The sequence below is a fragment of the Telluria sp. ZT3P25 genome (assembly GCF_059685895.1).
Genome location: NZ_JCASIJ010000001.1, coordinates 3,168,231 through 3,183,552, shown reverse-complemented (window position 1 = coordinate 3,183,552; position 15,322 = coordinate 3,168,231). Strand labels below are relative to the sequence as shown.

Below are 15,322 nucleotides of genomic sequence, written 5' to 3'. Positions count from 1 at the left end.
CACTGACAAGACATTGTCAGGGTTGGCCGACAGCGCGCGCGCCGCTCGTCAGCGCTGCTGCGTAATCGGTGAAATCGCCAAGGCCGCGCTTGATGATCGTGACCAGGGCGGGCAGGGGCGCGGCCTGGTAATCCCATTCGGCGCGGCAGAATTCGCCGGTGCGCTTGAGGTTTTCGGCCAGGGTCGGCGCGATCCAGCCGTGCTCGGCCAGCAGCGTGATGACCTCGCGCTCGTCCTGCGGTGGCCCCAGGCGCGCGCAGCCGATCACGTAGTCACCCATCTCGATCGTCGCTTCCCAGGCCCGGATCACGTTGAGCGTGGCCGCATCCTGTCGCGTGATGTCGTCGGTGAACGTCGTGGGGTCGCGCTCGTATTCTTCGCGGGCGCGGTTGCAGCAGCGTTCGATGATGCCGGCTTTCTTTAGCAGGAGATCGGCACTGGTCATAGTGCTCATTGCGTTGCTCATTGACAACTCCATGGTCAGGGGGCACGAAGAAAATATATGGCGTCAGAAAGCCGGTCTACAAGGTGCTGCTACGGGCGTAGGGCGCTTTGCACGGCATTTAATCTCCATAAATCCAGCTAAGCGGCTTGATGTAGACAAAATGAAAAGCTCTTGCCAAGCCCCGTTTCAACGAGTACTGTACGTTTATACAGTACTTGCATTGTTATCACTACCATGAACCCTTCTTCCATCCTTGCCGCACCAGAGGCATTGCACCCATCGCTGTGGCGCGCATCGCAGCTGGCGCATGCCGACACGCGCTGTATCGACACGGGCCACGCCACCTTGTCGGGCCAGTTGCCCGGCGGTGGCTGGCCCGGCGGCACCCTGGTCGATCTGTTGCTGCAACAACCCGGCATCGGCGAAATGCGGCTGCTGCGCCCGGCGCTGGCCGCCTGCGCATCGCGCCGCATCGTGCTGCTTCAGCCACCGCATCCACCCCAGGCGCTGGCGCTGGCCGCGCTGGGCCTCGATCCATCCCAATTGCTGTGGCTGCGCTCGACGCGCAGTGCCGATGCGCTGTGGGCGGCCGAGCAGGTCTTGCGCAGCGGCAGTTGCGGCGCGCTGCTGTTCTGGACCAACCACGTGCGCAGCGACAGCCTGCGCCGCCTGCATCTGGCGGCGCAGGGGGGCGAAACCCTGTTCTTCATGTTCCGCCCCCTGTCTGCAGCGCAAGACGCGTCGCCCGCGCCGCTGCGCCTTGCGCTGCGTCCGGCTGCTGGCGGCATGACGATCGACTTCCTCAAACGCCGGGGACCGCAGCGCGACGCGCCGCTGTTCCTGCCCCTTGGTTCTTCACTACTGCAACGCCATGCGCCTCTGGATCGGCCTGTATTTGCCCCAGCTACCGCTCGAAGTCTTCAGCCCACGCTGGTGCAATAGCAATAGCGACGGTGCCGATGGCGCCGATGCTGCCGATGCTAGTGCTGCGGGTGATCCCGGCATCGTGGTTCTGGAGCAGGAGCGGGTGATGGCCTTGTCGAAGGCGGCGCACATCGAAGGCGTGCTGCCCGGCATGCGGCGTGGTGGCGTGCTGATGCTGATGCCCGACGCGCGCATCGTCCAGCGCAGCCACGAGCGCGAGGCCGAAGCCTTGCAGGCGGTGGCGATGGCGATGCTGCAGTACACGCCGCAAGTGGCGCTGGCCGAAGAAGCCACGCTGCTACTCGACATCGGCGCCAGCCTGCGCCTGTTCGGCGGCATCCGGCAGTTGTGCGCGCAGGTGCGGGCCAACCTGCGCACACTTGGCTTTACGGGTTGCATTGCCTGCGCGCCCACCGCGCGCGGCGCCTGGCTGCTGGCGCGCCGTAATGCGGGGCGCGCGGTCAAGATGGCGTCGCTCGTGCGGCGGCTCAATCGCCTGCCGGTGAGCCTGCTGCCGCCGGCGCGGCCGTTCGCGGCCTGGTTCGATGGTCTCGGCTGCCGCCGACTGGACGAATTGCAGCGCCTGCCCCGGCCCGGCCTGCAGCGGCGCTGCGGGCGGGCGCTGCTCGACATGCTCGACGCCGCGTATGGCCACAGTCCCGAACTGTTGCAATGGATCGAGCCGCCCGAACGCTTCCAGGCCCGGCTCGAACTGTTCGACCGGCTCGAACACGCCGACCTGCTGCTGGCTGGCGCCCACCACCTGGTGCTGCAAATGACGGGCTGGCTGTGCGCGCGCCAGCTGGCGGTCGAACGCATCCTGCTGCTGCTCGAGCACGAGCGGGGCAGGGTGGCCTGTCCGCCCACGGCGGTCGAAGTCGCGCTGGCCGAACCCACGTGGCGCGACGAACACCTGATGCGGCTGCTTCGCGAACGCCTGGCCAAGCTCGAACTCGTCGCACCCGTGATTGGCATCCGGCTCGAAGCCCAGCAATTGCAGGCGATGGCGCCGCCGACCGACTCGCTGTTTCCCGATCCCGGCGGTAGCGAAGAAGACCGCATGCGCATGATCGAACTGCTGGTCGCGCGCCTGGGCCCTGACAACGTGCTGCAGGCGCTGCCCCATGCCGACTACCGGCCCGAGATCGCCAATGCCTGGGTGCCGGTGCACCAGAAAGTCAGTGCGGCGGCGCGCGCTGCGCAAATGCCGCTCGATGTGCAAAGCCTGCCCCGGCCAAGCTGGCTGCTGGCCAAGCCGCTCGCGCTGCTGATGCGCGACCACCGGCCATTCTATGGCTCGCCATTGCGGGTGGCATCCAATCCCGAGCGCATCGAGGCAGGGTGGTGGAGTCAGACGCAAACGCGCGATTATTTCATCGCCGAAGGCAAGGACCACGCGCTGTACTGGATCTACCGCGAGCGCATCAACGGCTCGGGCGAGGATGCCGCGCCGCGCTGGTTCCTGCATGGCTTGTTCGGGTGAGGTTTCTGCTTGTGTATCAGACGCAGCTGGACGACTTTCTGTGCGGGGCTCATGCAAATTCCTGCCGCACTGTGGGTGTGGGAAACCATGCCTGGCATCGGCCGGCGGGGCTGACGCGCCGGCGCGTCGCGCTGCCACGGTGAGGCCGTTTGTGCTCGCGCGGCGCCCGTGCAACAGTCGTGTTGTGGGTAGCAAAATCGATTCGGGTGTGCGTGCCGTCCGGCTTCAAAGCGTCCTATAATTGGCGGCAAAGCTGCTCCAGGCGAGTCAGCAAGCGAGCTGGTCCGGCGACGTCGAGTCGTCAGCGGCAAGCCTTGCTTTGCCTTGTTTTGCCAGGAGCATTGCCGGTGTTACGTGAGAAGGAGGCGCCAATGATGGACGTGCTCTTGTTCTTGTTCGGACTCATTCTGCTTGTCGCCGGCGCCGAGGCATTGGTGCGCGGTGCTTCCCTTCTGGCACTGTCGGTCGGCATGTCGCCCCTCGTGATCGGCCTCACCGTCGTTGCGTTCGGTACCAGTGCCCCCGAGCTGGCCGTCAGCCTGCAATCGGCTGCGTCCGGCAGCGCTGACCTGGCGCTGGGCAACGTCGTAGGCAGCAATATCTTCAACGTCCTGTTTATCCTCGGTATATCGGCCCTGATTGCACCGCTGCTCGTGGCGCAGCAGGTCGTGCGCCAGGAAGTGCCGTTCATGATCGGCATCTCGCTGCTACTGCTCGCACTGGCGCTGGACGGGCGCATCGGTCGTGGCGATGGCGCCCTGCTGTTGGGTCTGCTGATCGTCTACACCGCCTTCCTGGTCTACCAGTCGAGGCGACAGCATCGGCCCGACGACGCCAGCCTTCCAGACGGCGTGCCCGGCCCGTCCAAAGGCTGGGACAGCCACCCGGCAATGCAACTGCTGCTCATTGTCGCCGGACTCGGCCTGCTGGTGCTGGGGGCCACCTGGCTGGTGGACTCGGCCGTCAGCTTCGCGCAGTACCTCGGCGTTAGCGAGCTCGTCATTGGCCTGACCATCGTTGCGGCCGGCACGTCGCTGCCCGAGGTGGCCACCTCGATCATTGCGGCGCTGCGGGGCCAGCGCGATATTGCGGTCGGCAATGTGGTAGGCAGCAATGTATTCAATATCCTGGGCGTGCTGGGCCTGTCATCGCTGGTGACATCGTCGGGGATAGGGGTTGCCCCTTCGGTGCTCGCATTCGACCTGCCGGTCATGATCGCGGTGGCAATCGCTTGCCTGCCCATCTTCTTCACAGGCAATCTGATTGCTCGTTGGGAAGGCGGGCTGTTCCTGGGGTTGTACGCGGCCTACATGGCTTACGTGCTGCTGGCGGCCCAGCAGCACGATGCGTTACAGCCGTACAGTACCGTCATGGCGATGGCGGTATTACCCCTGGTCGCCATCACACTGGCGGTCGTTGCATGGCGCGAGTGGCAGGGGCGGCGCATGCAGCAGGACAGGTCATCCCGCTAGGCGCCCGCCATGGTGCAGACAGCGCTCCCTGTCGCATCGCAGGCGGTCTGGCTCCGCGGGGCCTGGCTGTTGCCCCTGGCGTTGCTGCCGGTAGTGGCCGGCCTGCCAGCCGAACCAGCAAGCTGGTCGGTTTCCTGGGTGGCGCCGCTCGGCATCCGCCTGGGGTTTGCTGCCGATGGCCTGGCGCGCCTGTTCCTGCTCCTGGTGTGCGCCGTCGGCGCGGCGGTGCTCGCGTATACGCCCGGCTATCTGCGCGGCCATGCCCGGCTGGGCCAATTGATGGGCCTGCTCATTGCGTTCACGCTGGCCATGGCCGGGGCAATTCTTGCCGATGACCTGTTGTTGCTGTTGCTGTTCTGGGAGGCGACCAGTGTGCTGTCCTTCCTGCTGGTGGGTTTCGAGCATGACAGCCACGACAGTCGTGAAAGCGCGCGCCAGGCGCTGCTGATCACCGGCGCCGGCGGGCTGGCGCTGCTTGCCGGGATCGTCCTGATCCTGCTGGCTGCGCCCGGACTGCGGCTGAGCGACCTGGCGCACCTCGATCCTGCCGTGCTTGCCGAGCCGCGCTTCCAGGCGGGGGTGGCGCTGGTGCTCGCTGGCGCCATGACCAAGTCGGCCCAGTTCCCGTTTCACTTCTGGCTGCCGGGCGTAATGGCCGCGCCGACCCCGGTCTCGGCCTATCTGCACTCGGCGACGATGGTCAACCTCGGGGTGTACGTGATGGCCCGCTTCGACGAAGCGATGGGGGCAGTTGCATGGTGGGAAGGAACGCTTCTGTCGATCGGCACACTCACCGCCTTGTGGGGCGCCGTGCTGGCACCCCGTGAACGCGACCTGAAACGCATTCTGGCATGGTCGACCGTCTCCGCGCTGGGCATGCTGACCGTGCTCATCGGCTTGCCCAACGACCTGGGCGCGCTGGCCTTTGTCGCCTTTCTGCTGGCCCATGCGCTGTACAAGGCGCCCCTTTTTTTCGTGGCCGGCAATATCGACCATGCGACCGGAACGCGCCTGGTCGACCGGCTGCGCGGGATGCGCCACGCTATGCCGGTCACTGCGCTGGTGGCGTTGCTGGCCGGCCTGTCGATGGCCGGTCTGCCGGCCACGGTCGGCTTCGTTGCCAAGGACAGCATGAAGGCCGCCAAGGAGATCAGCGACGTCTTGTGGGTGGTCGAAGGCGCCAGCCTGCTGGTAAGCACCGTCGGCGTGGCGGTCGCCAGCGTGGCGACCGTGCGCATCTTTTTTGGCCCGCCAACCCATCCCGCAGACCATGCGCCACACGAGGGCGGATGGCGGCTCACGATCCCGCCGCTGGCGCTTGCCGGCATCGGCATCGTGCTCGGTTTGTTTCCTGCACTGGCCGAACCGCTGCTGATCGATGCCGCCCGGCTGATCTCCCCCACGCTGACACGCGCCGATGTCTCGCTCGACACCGAATGGCTGCTTCGCATCGAGAGCTTTGCCATTGTCTGGGCGGTCGGGGCGCTCGTGTATGCGGGATGGAACCACCTCTACCGGGGCCTTGATCGACTGCGCTTTCTCGACCGCGCCGGTTCGGCTGCCGCGTATGGCGCCGCGCTGCGCGGCCTGAAACACGTCGCCGGCGTGCTGGCACGCACCCTGCAGGCGCGGCGCCTGAGTCGCTACATGGTCGCAACGGTTGCCGCCACGGTGCTGCTCTGCGTGCCCTGGGCATTCGACCTGGACGTTGCGCCATTCACCGCGATCACCCCCGACGCTGCCGGCGTACTGGTCGGGTGCGCTACCGTCATCCTCGGAGCCGCGCTGGCCGTGCGGGCCCGGGACACGCTCGGCCAATTGCTCGGCGCGGGCGCGGTCGGCACCGGCAGTGCGATCGTGTTCCTGTTCCAGGGCGCGCCCGACCTGGCCCTGACCCAGCTTGCCGTGGAAACCGTCTTCGTGGTGGTGGCAGCGGTGGCATTGCGCCGCTACCACCAGCGGCAGGGCGCCGGGGCGGGCGAAGAACGTGCCGATGCCTGGCGGGCCGGCGTCGCACTGGCGTTCGGCCTGCTGCTCGGCGCCGTGCTGCTGGCGCTGTCCGGCCGGCCGTTCGACGCCGCCATGGCCGATTATTTCCTCGCGCAGAGCGTACCCAATGCGCACGGACGCAACGTGGTCAACGTCATCATCGTCGACTTTCGCGCCCTTGACACGCTTGGCGAGATTGCCGTGGTCATGCTTGCGGCACTGGCGACGTGGCCGTTGACACGCCTGCTGCCAGCCAGGAGAACAGGCCGATGAATGCCGGGCGCTCGATCGTGCTGGAGACCACGGTGTCCTTCCTTTACTGGATCATGCTGGGCGCCGCCGTATGGCTGCTGCTGCGCGGGCACAATGCGCCCGGCGGCGGCTTCGTCGCCGCGCTGGTGGCGGTGGCGGCGACGGTCGCCCACGCGCTCGTGCGGGGCACGGCCGCCGCCCGCGCGCGGCTACCGCTCGGGCCGCTGAGCCTGAGCGCCCTCGGCCTGGCGCTGGCCGCGGTCAGCGGCCTGCCGGCGCTGGCGCTCGGCCAGCCTTTCCTCACCCACTTGTGGGGTGAACTCGGCGCCGGCGCCATGGCGCTCAAGCTCTCTACTGTGATGCTGTTCGACCTTGGCGTGGCGCTGTGCGTGTGGGGGGCGCTGAGCGGATTCTGCCTGCGGCTCTTGGGGAGCATGCGATGATCGAGTGGGCAATGGCGGCGAGCGTGACCCTGGTGGCTGCCGCCGGCCTGTACCTGGCGAGCTCGCGCGACCTGGTGGCAATCTCGGTGGGGCTGGCCTTGCTTGGTGCAGCGGTGAACCTGTTCGTGTTCGCAGCCGGCCGCCTTGGCCAGGCAGCGCCGCCACTGATTGCGCCAGGCGCGGCTGCGCCCCTGGCGGCGGTGGCCAACCCGGTACCGCAGGCACTGGTACTGACGGCGATCGTGATCGGTTTCACCTTTGCCTGTTTCGGCATCGCTCTGGCGCTGGCCCTGGCCGCTCACGACGACCGCGCTGACGCCGATGCGCTCGAACAAGCCGAACCGCCCCCGAGGCCTGACGGTGGCCCCGGGGAGCTGCCATGAGTGGTCTACTGGCGGCCGCGCCGGTGCTGGTGCCGCTGTTCACGGCAGCGCTGACGGTTGCGCTGGCCCGGCGCCCGCGCCGCCAGCGTGCCGCCAGCCTGGGCGGGGCGCTGATCCTGCTGCTGTGCTGCGCGGCATTGCTGCATGGCGCTGCCGGCGGCGCGGTGGTGGTAACGCAATTCGGCGCCTGGGCCGCACCTTTCGCGATCGTCTTTCGTATCGACCGCGCCGCCGCCCTCATGCTGACCGTCAATGCCGTGCTGGCCGTGGCCGTGCTGGTCTGGCCCAGCCGGGGCAGTGCGCTGGCCACGCCGTTCGGCCCGCCGCTGGTGCATGGCTTGCTGGCCGGCGCGTGCGGGGCCTATGCCACGGCTGACCTGTTCAACCTGTACGTCTGGTTCGAGGTGATGCTGATCGCGGCCCTCGGACTGATCGTTGCCGGCCGCACACCGGCGCAGCTGGAGGCTGGCCTAAAATACCTGGTCCTGAACCTGTTCGGCACGGTCGTCCTGCTGGCCGCGGTGGCGGGCCTGTACGGCCTGACCGGCCAGCTCGACTACCACGCACTCGGGATGGCGCTGGCCGGGCGCGGCGACGATCCGCTGGCCTTGCTGCTGGGCGCGCTGTTAATCATTGCGCTGCTCATCAAGGCCAGCGCTTTCCCCTTTTTGTTCTGGCTGCCGGCCGCCTACCCGGTGCTGTCGCCGCCGGTGCTGGCGCTGTTTACGGCTTTGACCACCAAGGTCGGGGCCTACGCCTTGCTGCGCGTTCTCCATGAAGTCTTTCCGGCCGGCGCGCCAGCCTATACGCCCGTCCTGGGCTGGCTTGCCTGTGCCACCATGATTGCGGGCGTGATGGGCGCGGTGTATCACTACGACCTGCGCCGCATCCTGGCCTTCCATAGCGCGAGCCAGATGGGCTATATCCTGTTGGCGGCGGCGCTTGGCGGCGCTGTCGGGATCGCTGCGGCGCTGTTCTTCAGCATCCACCACATCCTGGTCAAGGCCAACCTGTACCTGGTTGCAGGCATGATCGCCCGCAGGGCAGGGCACTACGACCTGCGCAAAATCGGCGCCCTGGCGCGCAGTGAACGGGCGCTCGCCGGCCTGTTTGCGCTGAACGCGGTGGCGCTGATCGGGATGCCGCCGCTGTCCGGCTTCTGGGCCAAGCTGCTGATCCTGCGTGAAGGGTTTGCCCAGGAACATTACCTGTGGATGGCGGTGGCCGTATGCACCGGGGGGCTGACCCTGCTGTCGATGGCCAAGATCTGGATCGAGACATTCTGGAAACCGCACCCGGCGCCGCCTGCCACGCCGGGTGCGCCCCTTCCGGCGGGCGCGTGGGCCAGTTGCGGCGCGCTGTCGTTGCTGGCCCTGGCCATGGGCCTGATGCCAGGCCCGCTCATCGATTTCCTGGTGGCGGCCGCCGGCACGATGGCGCCACCGGTGGCCAGGCCTGCACCATGAAACGCATCGCCGCCGGCCTCCTGATTGTGTGGCATCTGTTTGCCTCCATTGCGCGTTCAGGTTGGCAAATTTCGTGGCGCATCCTGCGTGGTCCGCATGATCTTGCCCCCGGTTTCGTCGATTACCGGTTCCAGCCGATGCAACCTTGGGCAACGACCGTACTGGCCTGCCTGATCTGCCTCACGCCGGGGACCACGGCGGTTGACGTCGACGCCGTCGCCGGACGAATCCGCCTGCATATGCTCGACACCGGTAATGGCGCCGATGAGGCGGCGCTGCAGGAAATCCGTGATCTGTTTGAAGTTGCCGTGCGAATGCTCTTTGCTCAAGAGGAGATGTCATGACAATACTGGTCGAGGTGTTTCTTGGCCTGGCACTGTGGCTGGTCCTGGCGGCCTTGCGCCGCCTGCCCGGAGCTGCAAACCGGCTGGTGGCCATCGATGTTCTCAGCGCCTGCGCCCTTGCGGCATGCATACTGGCCGCCGCGCGTACCGGGCATACCGCTTTCCTGGACGTTGCGCTCGGCTTCGCCCTGATCGCATTCCTCGCCACCGTTTGCTGGGCCAACGCGCTGCGCGCCGAGGCGCCTGGGCGGGACGCGCCATGACGGCCCTGGGTTGGACGCTCATGATTGTCGGCGCAGCACTGCTCGCAGTGGCGGCGCTGGGCCTGCACAGGCTGCCGGACGCCCTGTCGCGGCAGCATGCGGCAACCAAGGCGGCGACGTTGGCGCTTGGCCTCATGCTGGCCGGCCTCGCCGTGCTGCAACCGGGATCGGCCTGGTGGATCAGGATCGGCGCGCTGGTGACGGTACTCGCCGCAACCGTGCCGATTGCGTCGCACGCGCTGGCGCGCGCCGCCGCGTCCTGGCCGGACGCCTCAAGGTCGGATGCTTCAACACCGGATGCTTCAGCGCCGGACTGATCCGCGACGCCGTCATCAACGGCGCTGCATGGATTGTTCAAAGAAACTCTGCGCCCCCAAAGCGCGCCAGCGAACGGTACGGTTAGACCGATCGGGCATCATTACGCTGTCCACACTCGACAGGGGAACCCATGAAACGATCGATCCACCTCGCTGCTCTGGCCGCAATGACATTCGCTGGCGCGGCCCACGCCGCCACGCAGCAGACGCTGGAAACGTCCGGCTTTACCGTCAAGATCGTGCAGCAGTGCGAAGAGGGCAACGTCACCTGCGACGACGTGCGCTACACCGGCACCAGCAAGAAAACCGGCAAGGCAATCAAGCTGCGTGGCAAGACCATGCATTCAATGGCAGCCGATGGCGTCACGCCCGGCGCCTTCCAGGGCTACGTGTTTCGCTCGGGCCGCGTGAACTACACGGTGTACGCCGATGGCCGGCTGGTGGTCACCGAAGGCAAGAAAACGCTGGTGAACCAGCGGGGCGAATGGAAGTAGTCCTGGCCCGCACTCGATGAACCGAGAATAGCGTCGCCCGGTTAAATCACCATGCTCAATCCGGCGCCAGCAACTGTTCCAGCCGGCGCGGATAGTGATTCAAAAAGTCGCGCGTCACGGCGTAATGTTGCGTGTCCTCATACGCGATCTCGGCAATGCCGGCACCGTCAAATGCCAGGATCTTCGCGCCAGGGTACGCAAGCAGAATCGGCGAGTGCGTCACGATGATGAACTGCGACTGATCCTGCACCAGCATGTGAATCGCCCGCAACGCTGCCAGCTGGCGATTGGGTGAGAGCGCCGCCTCGGGTTCATCGAGCAGGTACAAGCCATTGCCCCTGAATTTGTCGAGCAGCACACTCATGAATGCTTCGCCATGCGAGCGCGCATGCAGCTGCTTGTCGCCATATCCGCCGAGGGCAGTGGTCTCTGGCATCCGGTCGAGGTAGGTCGCAAGATTGTAGAAACTTTCGGCCCGAAGAAAATAGCCGTCCTTGGGCCTGCGTGTGCTGCGCGACATCCGAATGTGATCCGCCAGCCGGGTGTGCTCGCCGGACGTGTTCAGCAAGCGGTTGTTCAGCGTGCCGCCTTCGATGCCAAAGCCCAGTGCCAGCGCGATTGCTTCCAGCATGGTCGACTTGCCGCTGCCATTTTCACCAACGAAGAAGGTCACGTCGGCGTTGAACTCGATCGATTGCAGTTCGCGCACGGCAGGAATGTTGAACGGGAAGTCATCGAAGCCGACCTCGTTGCCGAAGTCGGCCCACACGCGTTGCAAGTAAGGCTTGGCGCTGAAGCGATGCATGGTAAGGGCGCAAGAATCGGCAGTGCCGCCAGTGTGCCACAGCCTGTGCCCGCCGGCCTGGCAGCGTTACCCTTGTCGATCCGCGAGCACGATGCGCACATGCTGCTTGCGGCCGGCCGAGAGCAGCCACTCGTCACTGCCGGCGGGCAGCGCGATATCGGCATCGTTCACCGCCACGCCATCGAGCCGCAAGCCGCCGCCCGCTGCCAGGCGTCGCGCTGCACTGCGCGATGCCGCCAGGCCGGCATCGACGGCAAGTTCGGCCAACGTGATCCCGGCAGCGCGACGCGCGGCATCGAGCGCGAACGTCGGCATGTCGTCGCGCCGGGCGTCGCCAAAGGCCGCTGCCGCAGCGCGCAGCGCCGCATCGAGCGCGTCCTGTCCGTGCGCCAGCCGCGTCGCTTCATTGGCCAGCACGATCTTCGCGTCGTTCAGCGCCGCGCCCTGCAACGCGCCCAGGCGCCGCACCTCGGTCATCGGCAGTTCGGTGAACAGTGCGAGAAAGCGCGCCACATCGCGGTCATCGACATTGCGCCAGAACTGCCAGAAGCCGTATGGCGACAGGCGGTCGGCGTTGAGCCACACGGCGCCGCCGGCCGACTTGCCCATCTTCTTGCCGTCGCTCGTGGCCAGCAGCGGCATGGTCAGGCCATACAGGTCCAGGCCCGACTGGCGCCGGCCCAGATCGATGCCGTTGATGATGTTGGCCCACTGGTCGGCGCCGCCGATCTGCAGCGTGCAGCCATGACGGCGCGCCAGTTCGGTGAAGTCGTACGCCTGCAACAGCGTGTAGCCGAATTCCAGGAATGACAGCGAGTGTTCGAGGCGCGAGCGGATCGCATCGAACGTCAGCATCCGGTTGACGCTGAAGTGGCGCCCCACCTGGCCCAGGAAGTCGAGGTAGCCCAGGCCATCGAGCCATGCGGCGTTGTCGACCACCGGCACGTCCGGGCCGAGGTAGCGTGCGAAGGCGCGGCCGATGCCGGCGATGTTCGCGTCGATGGCCGGGCCGTCCAGTAGCGGCCGCGTGGTGTCGCGAAAACTCGGGTCGCCAATGCGTGTGGTGGCCCCGCCAATGAGCAGCAGGGGGCGATGGCCCGCGCGCTGCAGCCAGCGCATCAGCATGAGGCCTTGCAGGTGGCCGACATGGAGGCTGTCGGCGGTCGCGTCAAAGCCCAGGTAAGCGGTGATGGGGGTGGCCATGGCGTGGCGCAGGCCAGCGACGTCGGTGCACTGGTGGATGAAGCCGCGTTCTTGCAGAACGTCGAGCAGGTCGATCGGGATGGACATAGAGTCTCCTGGAGATGGAACGCCCAGGAAGACCGGTTACCCGTACATGTCCGCCTGAAGCGGACCGGGTTGCGTGAAAGCCCCTACCGCTGCGAGGTGCGGTAGGCGTAATAGCTGGCTGGGGAAGTCACGATGAAAGTCATGGATCGATCTTAGCCGCATGCCGGCGCATGCGTCAAGCGTCGCGGCAGTGCCGCGACGCTTGCTTCAGTGTGTGCTTTAGCGCTTACTTCAGGGCCTTGAACAGCACCTCAAGCCGGTCCTTCGTGCCCGGAATGCGTTCCAGGCGCGGGTAGCGCAGGCCGTCGCGGTAATCGAGTGAGATCGTGCGCAGGTTGTTCCCCTTGCGTACCAGGAGTTCGAGCGGCGCCTTGCCATCCTTGGCGGCGCGCACCGCTGCCTTGAGCACGTCGCCCTTGTAGACGCGGTTGTTGACCGCAACGATCGTCGTGTTGGCCGCCAGGCCCGCGCGGAAGCCCACGCCGTCCCAGATCACGCCCGTGATGCCGCCGTCGGCGCGCACCTGGAAGCCCAGCGAATACGTGAAGTCGGTGGTCTTGTTGCGCTCTTCTGCGCCACGCGCCCCGTCGCTTGGCGTGTCGCTGTAGACCAGCTTCCAGCCGGCGCGCTTGAGGCCATCGAGCGGAGCCCCCGGGCCGTGGCCGTCCAGGCGCGCACGCAGGAACGGCGCCCAGTCGTATTTCTGCACCTTGTTCAGCGCGGCCACCACGTCGTCGAACGTGTAATAGGTGGTCTGGGTGCTGCCGTTGTCGATGCCGAAGAAGGCGCGCGCGAAGTCCTGCAGGCCGCGCTGCTCGCCCGACATCTCGCGGATCATCGTGTCGACGTCGAGCCAGATCAGCATGCCCTCGGTGTAGTAATCCTCGCTGCGCTGCCAGTTGCCCCAGCCGATCGGACGGCGCCCGTTGATGATCGGATCGTTGACGGTGTCCTGCACTGCGCGCCAGTCGCGGCCCTGCGTAGCGTCGTAGCGCGCCGCGTCGGCTGCCAGCGCATCGCGTGCGTGGGTTTGCGACACCAGGCCCGAACGCGCGGCAAGCACCTTGCCCCAGAACTGGGTCTGGCCTTCGTACAGCCATAGAAGCTCATTCTGCAGCGGCGTGTTGAAGTTGGCGACATCCTGGCCCGCAGGCCGGCGGAACTTGCCGTTCCACGAGTGGACGAATTCGTGCGGCAGCAGCTCGCGCCCGGCTTCGTTGCGGTTCCACTCGGTGAAGTAACCGAGCTTGACGCCGTTCTCGCTCGACTGCTGGTGCTCGCGGCCGATGCCGCCGAATTCGTCCGAGATCGCAAACAGAAAATCATACTGGCGATAGTGGTGCGAACCGAACAGCTTGAGCGCCTGGTCGACCATCGCGCGGTGCAGCTTGATCTGGTCCGGTTTGGCCTCGAGGTTTTCGGGATTGTCGGCTACCACGTTGAGCATCACCGGCTGCTTCGCGCCCGGTGCCAGGTCGATCCGCTTGAAGTAGCGACCCGCGAACAGCGGCGAATCGACCAGCGTGTCGAGATCGTGCGGCTTGAAGCGCACTTCGTCGCCGGTACGCGCTTCGACCGCGAGCGAGCTGGCGAACTGCCAGCCGGCGGGCAGGCGCAGCGTCGGCTGCACGGAGATGCGGCGCGCCCGGTAGCCGGCCGGGTACAGCGCCACCGACTGCCACTGCACGCCGAGGATATCGTCGGTCATCGTGATGCGGCCCTGCGTCGTATCGAGCGGCGACAGGAACTGGTATTCGGCTTCCAGCGTCGTCGCGCCTTCCGGCACCACGACGTGGAACGCATACACGTTGACCGGATCGCGCTTCCATTCGACCGGCTTGCCGCCGGCGCGGAATTTCAGGCCGGCGAGCTGGGTCAGCGGGATGTTCGGGCCGTGGTTCCCCGGCGCCCACTGCGGATACAGCAGCGTCATCGGGCCAGCCTGCACGGGCATCGACAGGCGCATCCTGAAAACCTGTTGCGACAAGTTGCTCGCGTCGACATGCAGCGCGATCGTGCCGGGATACGGCGCGTCGCCGACGGCGGGAAGCTGGGCCGAGGCAGGCAGGGCCAGTGCCAGGGCCAGAGTCAGGGCCAAAGCGCTCGCCGGACGGGCAGCGCGTGCGAAGAAGGTGCGGGATGCGGTCATGGGAAAAGGCAGGGAAGGGAAGCCGGGCAGTGTAGCACCGCGCGTAACGCGGTATTTTCGCTACTACACGATACAAACAAAATTTGGAAAAATATTTAAAATTCCGTATTTTGCTTGTCTTGATTTCGCGATGGATGGCATTAGATTGGTACCAGCGGATGCTCAACTGAGGTCCGCACCCTTATCGCTTAACTTTACAAGGATAGACATCATGCGTACTTACGACCTGACCCCTCTCTACCGTTCCGCCATCGGTTTCGATCGCCTGGCCAGCCTGCTCGAGCAACGCGCCGAGTCGCAGCCAAGCTACCCGCCGTACAACATCGAACTGGTGAGCGAAGACCAATACCGCATCGTGATGGCGCTGGCCGGCTTCACCCGCGACGAAGTCGAGATCATCACCGAGCGTGACAGCCTGCACGTTACTGGCCGCAAGCAGAAGGATGACGCCCAGCGCACCTTCCTGCACCGTGGCATCGCAGCGCGCGATTTCGAGCAGCGCTTCCAGCTGGCCAACCACGTGAAGGTCACCACCGCGTCGTTCGACAACGGCATGCTCACCATCGAACTGGTGCGTGAAGTGCCCGAGGCGCTCAAGCCGCGCAAGATCGCCATCGGCGATGCTGCCGGTACCACGATCAGCGGCGACAACGTCCAGGCGCTGGAACAGCGCGCTGCCTGAAATGGCGCAGATGATGCAGTAATGGTTTGAAAGGAGGGCGCCTGCAGCATCGGGGCGCCCTTGTCATATCTGGCGGGCCTCGTGTCTGCGCAGCCTCAAACCGTGTGCATTAAGGCGCGTC

Annotated in this window: 16 protein-coding genes; 12 read left to right on the top strand and 4 right to left on the bottom strand. The window is 66.2% G+C overall.

The features are described 5' to 3' along the window. Nucleotides 1–16: 16 nt before the first annotated feature. Complete coding sequence (gene hepT / locus AC56LY_RS14145; RefSeq protein WP_499580497.1) at nucleotides 17–454, bottom strand: type VII toxin-antitoxin system HepT family RNase toxin; 438 nt, start codon at nucleotides 452–454, stop codon at nucleotides 17–19. Between the two features lie 225 nt (nucleotides 455–679). Here hepT and imuA point away from each other — a divergent pair, with 225 nt between their 5' ends. From imuA to AC56LY_RS14090, 11 genes are all read left to right on the top strand, one after another. Next, complete coding sequence (gene imuA / locus AC56LY_RS14140) at nucleotides 680–1,387, top strand: translesion DNA synthesis-associated protein ImuA (RefSeq protein ID WP_343025089.1); 708 nt, start codon at nucleotides 680–682, stop codon at nucleotides 1,385–1,387. Continuing rightward, the gene (locus tag AC56LY_RS14135) at nucleotides 1,317–2,852 is read left to right on the top strand and encodes a Y-family DNA polymerase (RefSeq protein ID WP_499580495.1); all 1,536 of its coding nucleotides are present in this window, start codon (nucleotides 1,317–1,319) and stop codon (nucleotides 2,850–2,852) included. The genes imuA and AC56LY_RS14135 overlap by 71 nt, the downstream gene beginning before the upstream one ends. A gap of 374 nt (nucleotides 2,853–3,226) precedes the next feature. Beyond that, nucleotides 3,227–4,324, top strand: coding sequence for a calcium/sodium antiporter (locus tag AC56LY_RS14130; RefSeq protein WP_499582051.1), 1,098 nt, complete (start codon nucleotides 3,227–3,229; stop codon nucleotides 4,322–4,324). 9 nt (nucleotides 4,325–4,333) lie between these two features. Then, the gene (gene mbhE, locus AC56LY_RS14125; RefSeq protein WP_499580493.1) at nucleotides 4,334–6,586 is read left to right on the top strand and encodes a hydrogen gas-evolving membrane-bound hydrogenase subunit E; all 2,253 of its coding nucleotides are present in this window, start codon (nucleotides 4,334–4,336) and stop codon (nucleotides 6,584–6,586) included. Then, complete coding sequence (locus AC56LY_RS14120) at nucleotides 6,583–7,008, top strand: MnhB domain-containing protein (RefSeq protein WP_499580491.1); 426 nt, start codon at nucleotides 6,583–6,585, stop codon at nucleotides 7,006–7,008. The genes mbhE and AC56LY_RS14120 overlap by 4 nt, the downstream gene beginning before the upstream one ends. Then, complete coding sequence (locus AC56LY_RS14115) at nucleotides 7,005–7,391, top strand: NADH-quinone oxidoreductase subunit K (protein ID WP_499580489.1); 387 nt, start codon at nucleotides 7,005–7,007, stop codon at nucleotides 7,389–7,391. The genes AC56LY_RS14120 and AC56LY_RS14115 overlap by 4 nt, the downstream gene beginning before the upstream one ends. Continuing rightward, a complete protein-coding gene (locus tag AC56LY_RS14110) occupies nucleotides 7,388–8,857 on the top strand; it encodes a complex I subunit 5 family protein (protein ID WP_499580487.1) in 1,470 nt (489 codons plus the stop codon). The genes AC56LY_RS14115 and AC56LY_RS14110 overlap by 4 nt, the downstream gene beginning before the upstream one ends. Further along, nucleotides 8,854–9,201, top strand: coding sequence for a Na+/H+ antiporter subunit E (locus AC56LY_RS14105; protein ID WP_499580485.1), 348 nt, complete (start codon nucleotides 8,854–8,856; stop codon nucleotides 9,199–9,201). Before AC56LY_RS14110 ends, AC56LY_RS14105 begins: the two co-directional genes overlap by 4 nt. After that, entirely contained in the window at nucleotides 9,198–9,464 is a 267-nt protein-coding gene (locus AC56LY_RS14100) for an MrpF/PhaF family protein (RefSeq protein ID WP_499557668.1), read from the top strand. The genes AC56LY_RS14105 and AC56LY_RS14100 overlap by 4 nt, the downstream gene beginning before the upstream one ends. Beyond that, complete coding sequence (locus tag AC56LY_RS14095; RefSeq protein ID WP_499580483.1) at nucleotides 9,461–9,781, top strand: monovalent cation/H(+) antiporter subunit G; 321 nt, start codon at nucleotides 9,461–9,463, stop codon at nucleotides 9,779–9,781. The genes AC56LY_RS14100 and AC56LY_RS14095 overlap by 4 nt, the downstream gene beginning before the upstream one ends. Before the next feature lie 131 nt (nucleotides 9,782–9,912). After that, a complete protein-coding gene (locus AC56LY_RS14090) occupies nucleotides 9,913–10,275 on the top strand; it encodes a hypothetical protein (protein ID WP_499580481.1) in 363 nt (120 codons plus the stop codon). A gap of 55 nt (nucleotides 10,276–10,330) precedes the next feature. Here the strand turns inward: AC56LY_RS14090 and AC56LY_RS14085 are convergent, their stop codons facing one another. From AC56LY_RS14085 to AC56LY_RS14075, 3 genes are all read right to left on the bottom strand, one after another. After that, complete coding sequence (locus AC56LY_RS14085; RefSeq protein ID WP_499580479.1) at nucleotides 10,331–11,080, bottom strand: AAA family ATPase; 750 nt, start codon at nucleotides 11,078–11,080, stop codon at nucleotides 10,331–10,333. 66 nt (nucleotides 11,081–11,146) lie between these two features. Continuing rightward, nucleotides 11,147–12,370, bottom strand: coding sequence for a tyrosine--tRNA ligase (gene tyrS, locus AC56LY_RS14080; protein ID WP_499580477.1), 1,224 nt, complete (start codon nucleotides 12,368–12,370; stop codon nucleotides 11,147–11,149). A 226-nt stretch (nucleotides 12,371–12,596) separates the two neighbouring features. Continuing rightward, nucleotides 12,597–14,519, bottom strand: coding sequence for a M61 family metallopeptidase (locus AC56LY_RS14075; protein ID WP_499580475.1), 1,923 nt, complete (start codon nucleotides 14,517–14,519; stop codon nucleotides 12,597–12,599). A gap of 211 nt (nucleotides 14,520–14,730) precedes the next feature. On the opposite strand from AC56LY_RS14075, the gene AC56LY_RS14070 reads away from it, so the two are divergent. After that, on the top strand, nucleotides 14,731–15,201 hold the full coding sequence (locus tag AC56LY_RS14070; protein WP_183555607.1) for an Hsp20 family protein: 471 nt from the start codon (nucleotides 14,731–14,733) through the stop codon (nucleotides 15,199–15,201). The last annotated feature ends 121 nt before the right edge of the window (nucleotides 15,202–15,322 follow it).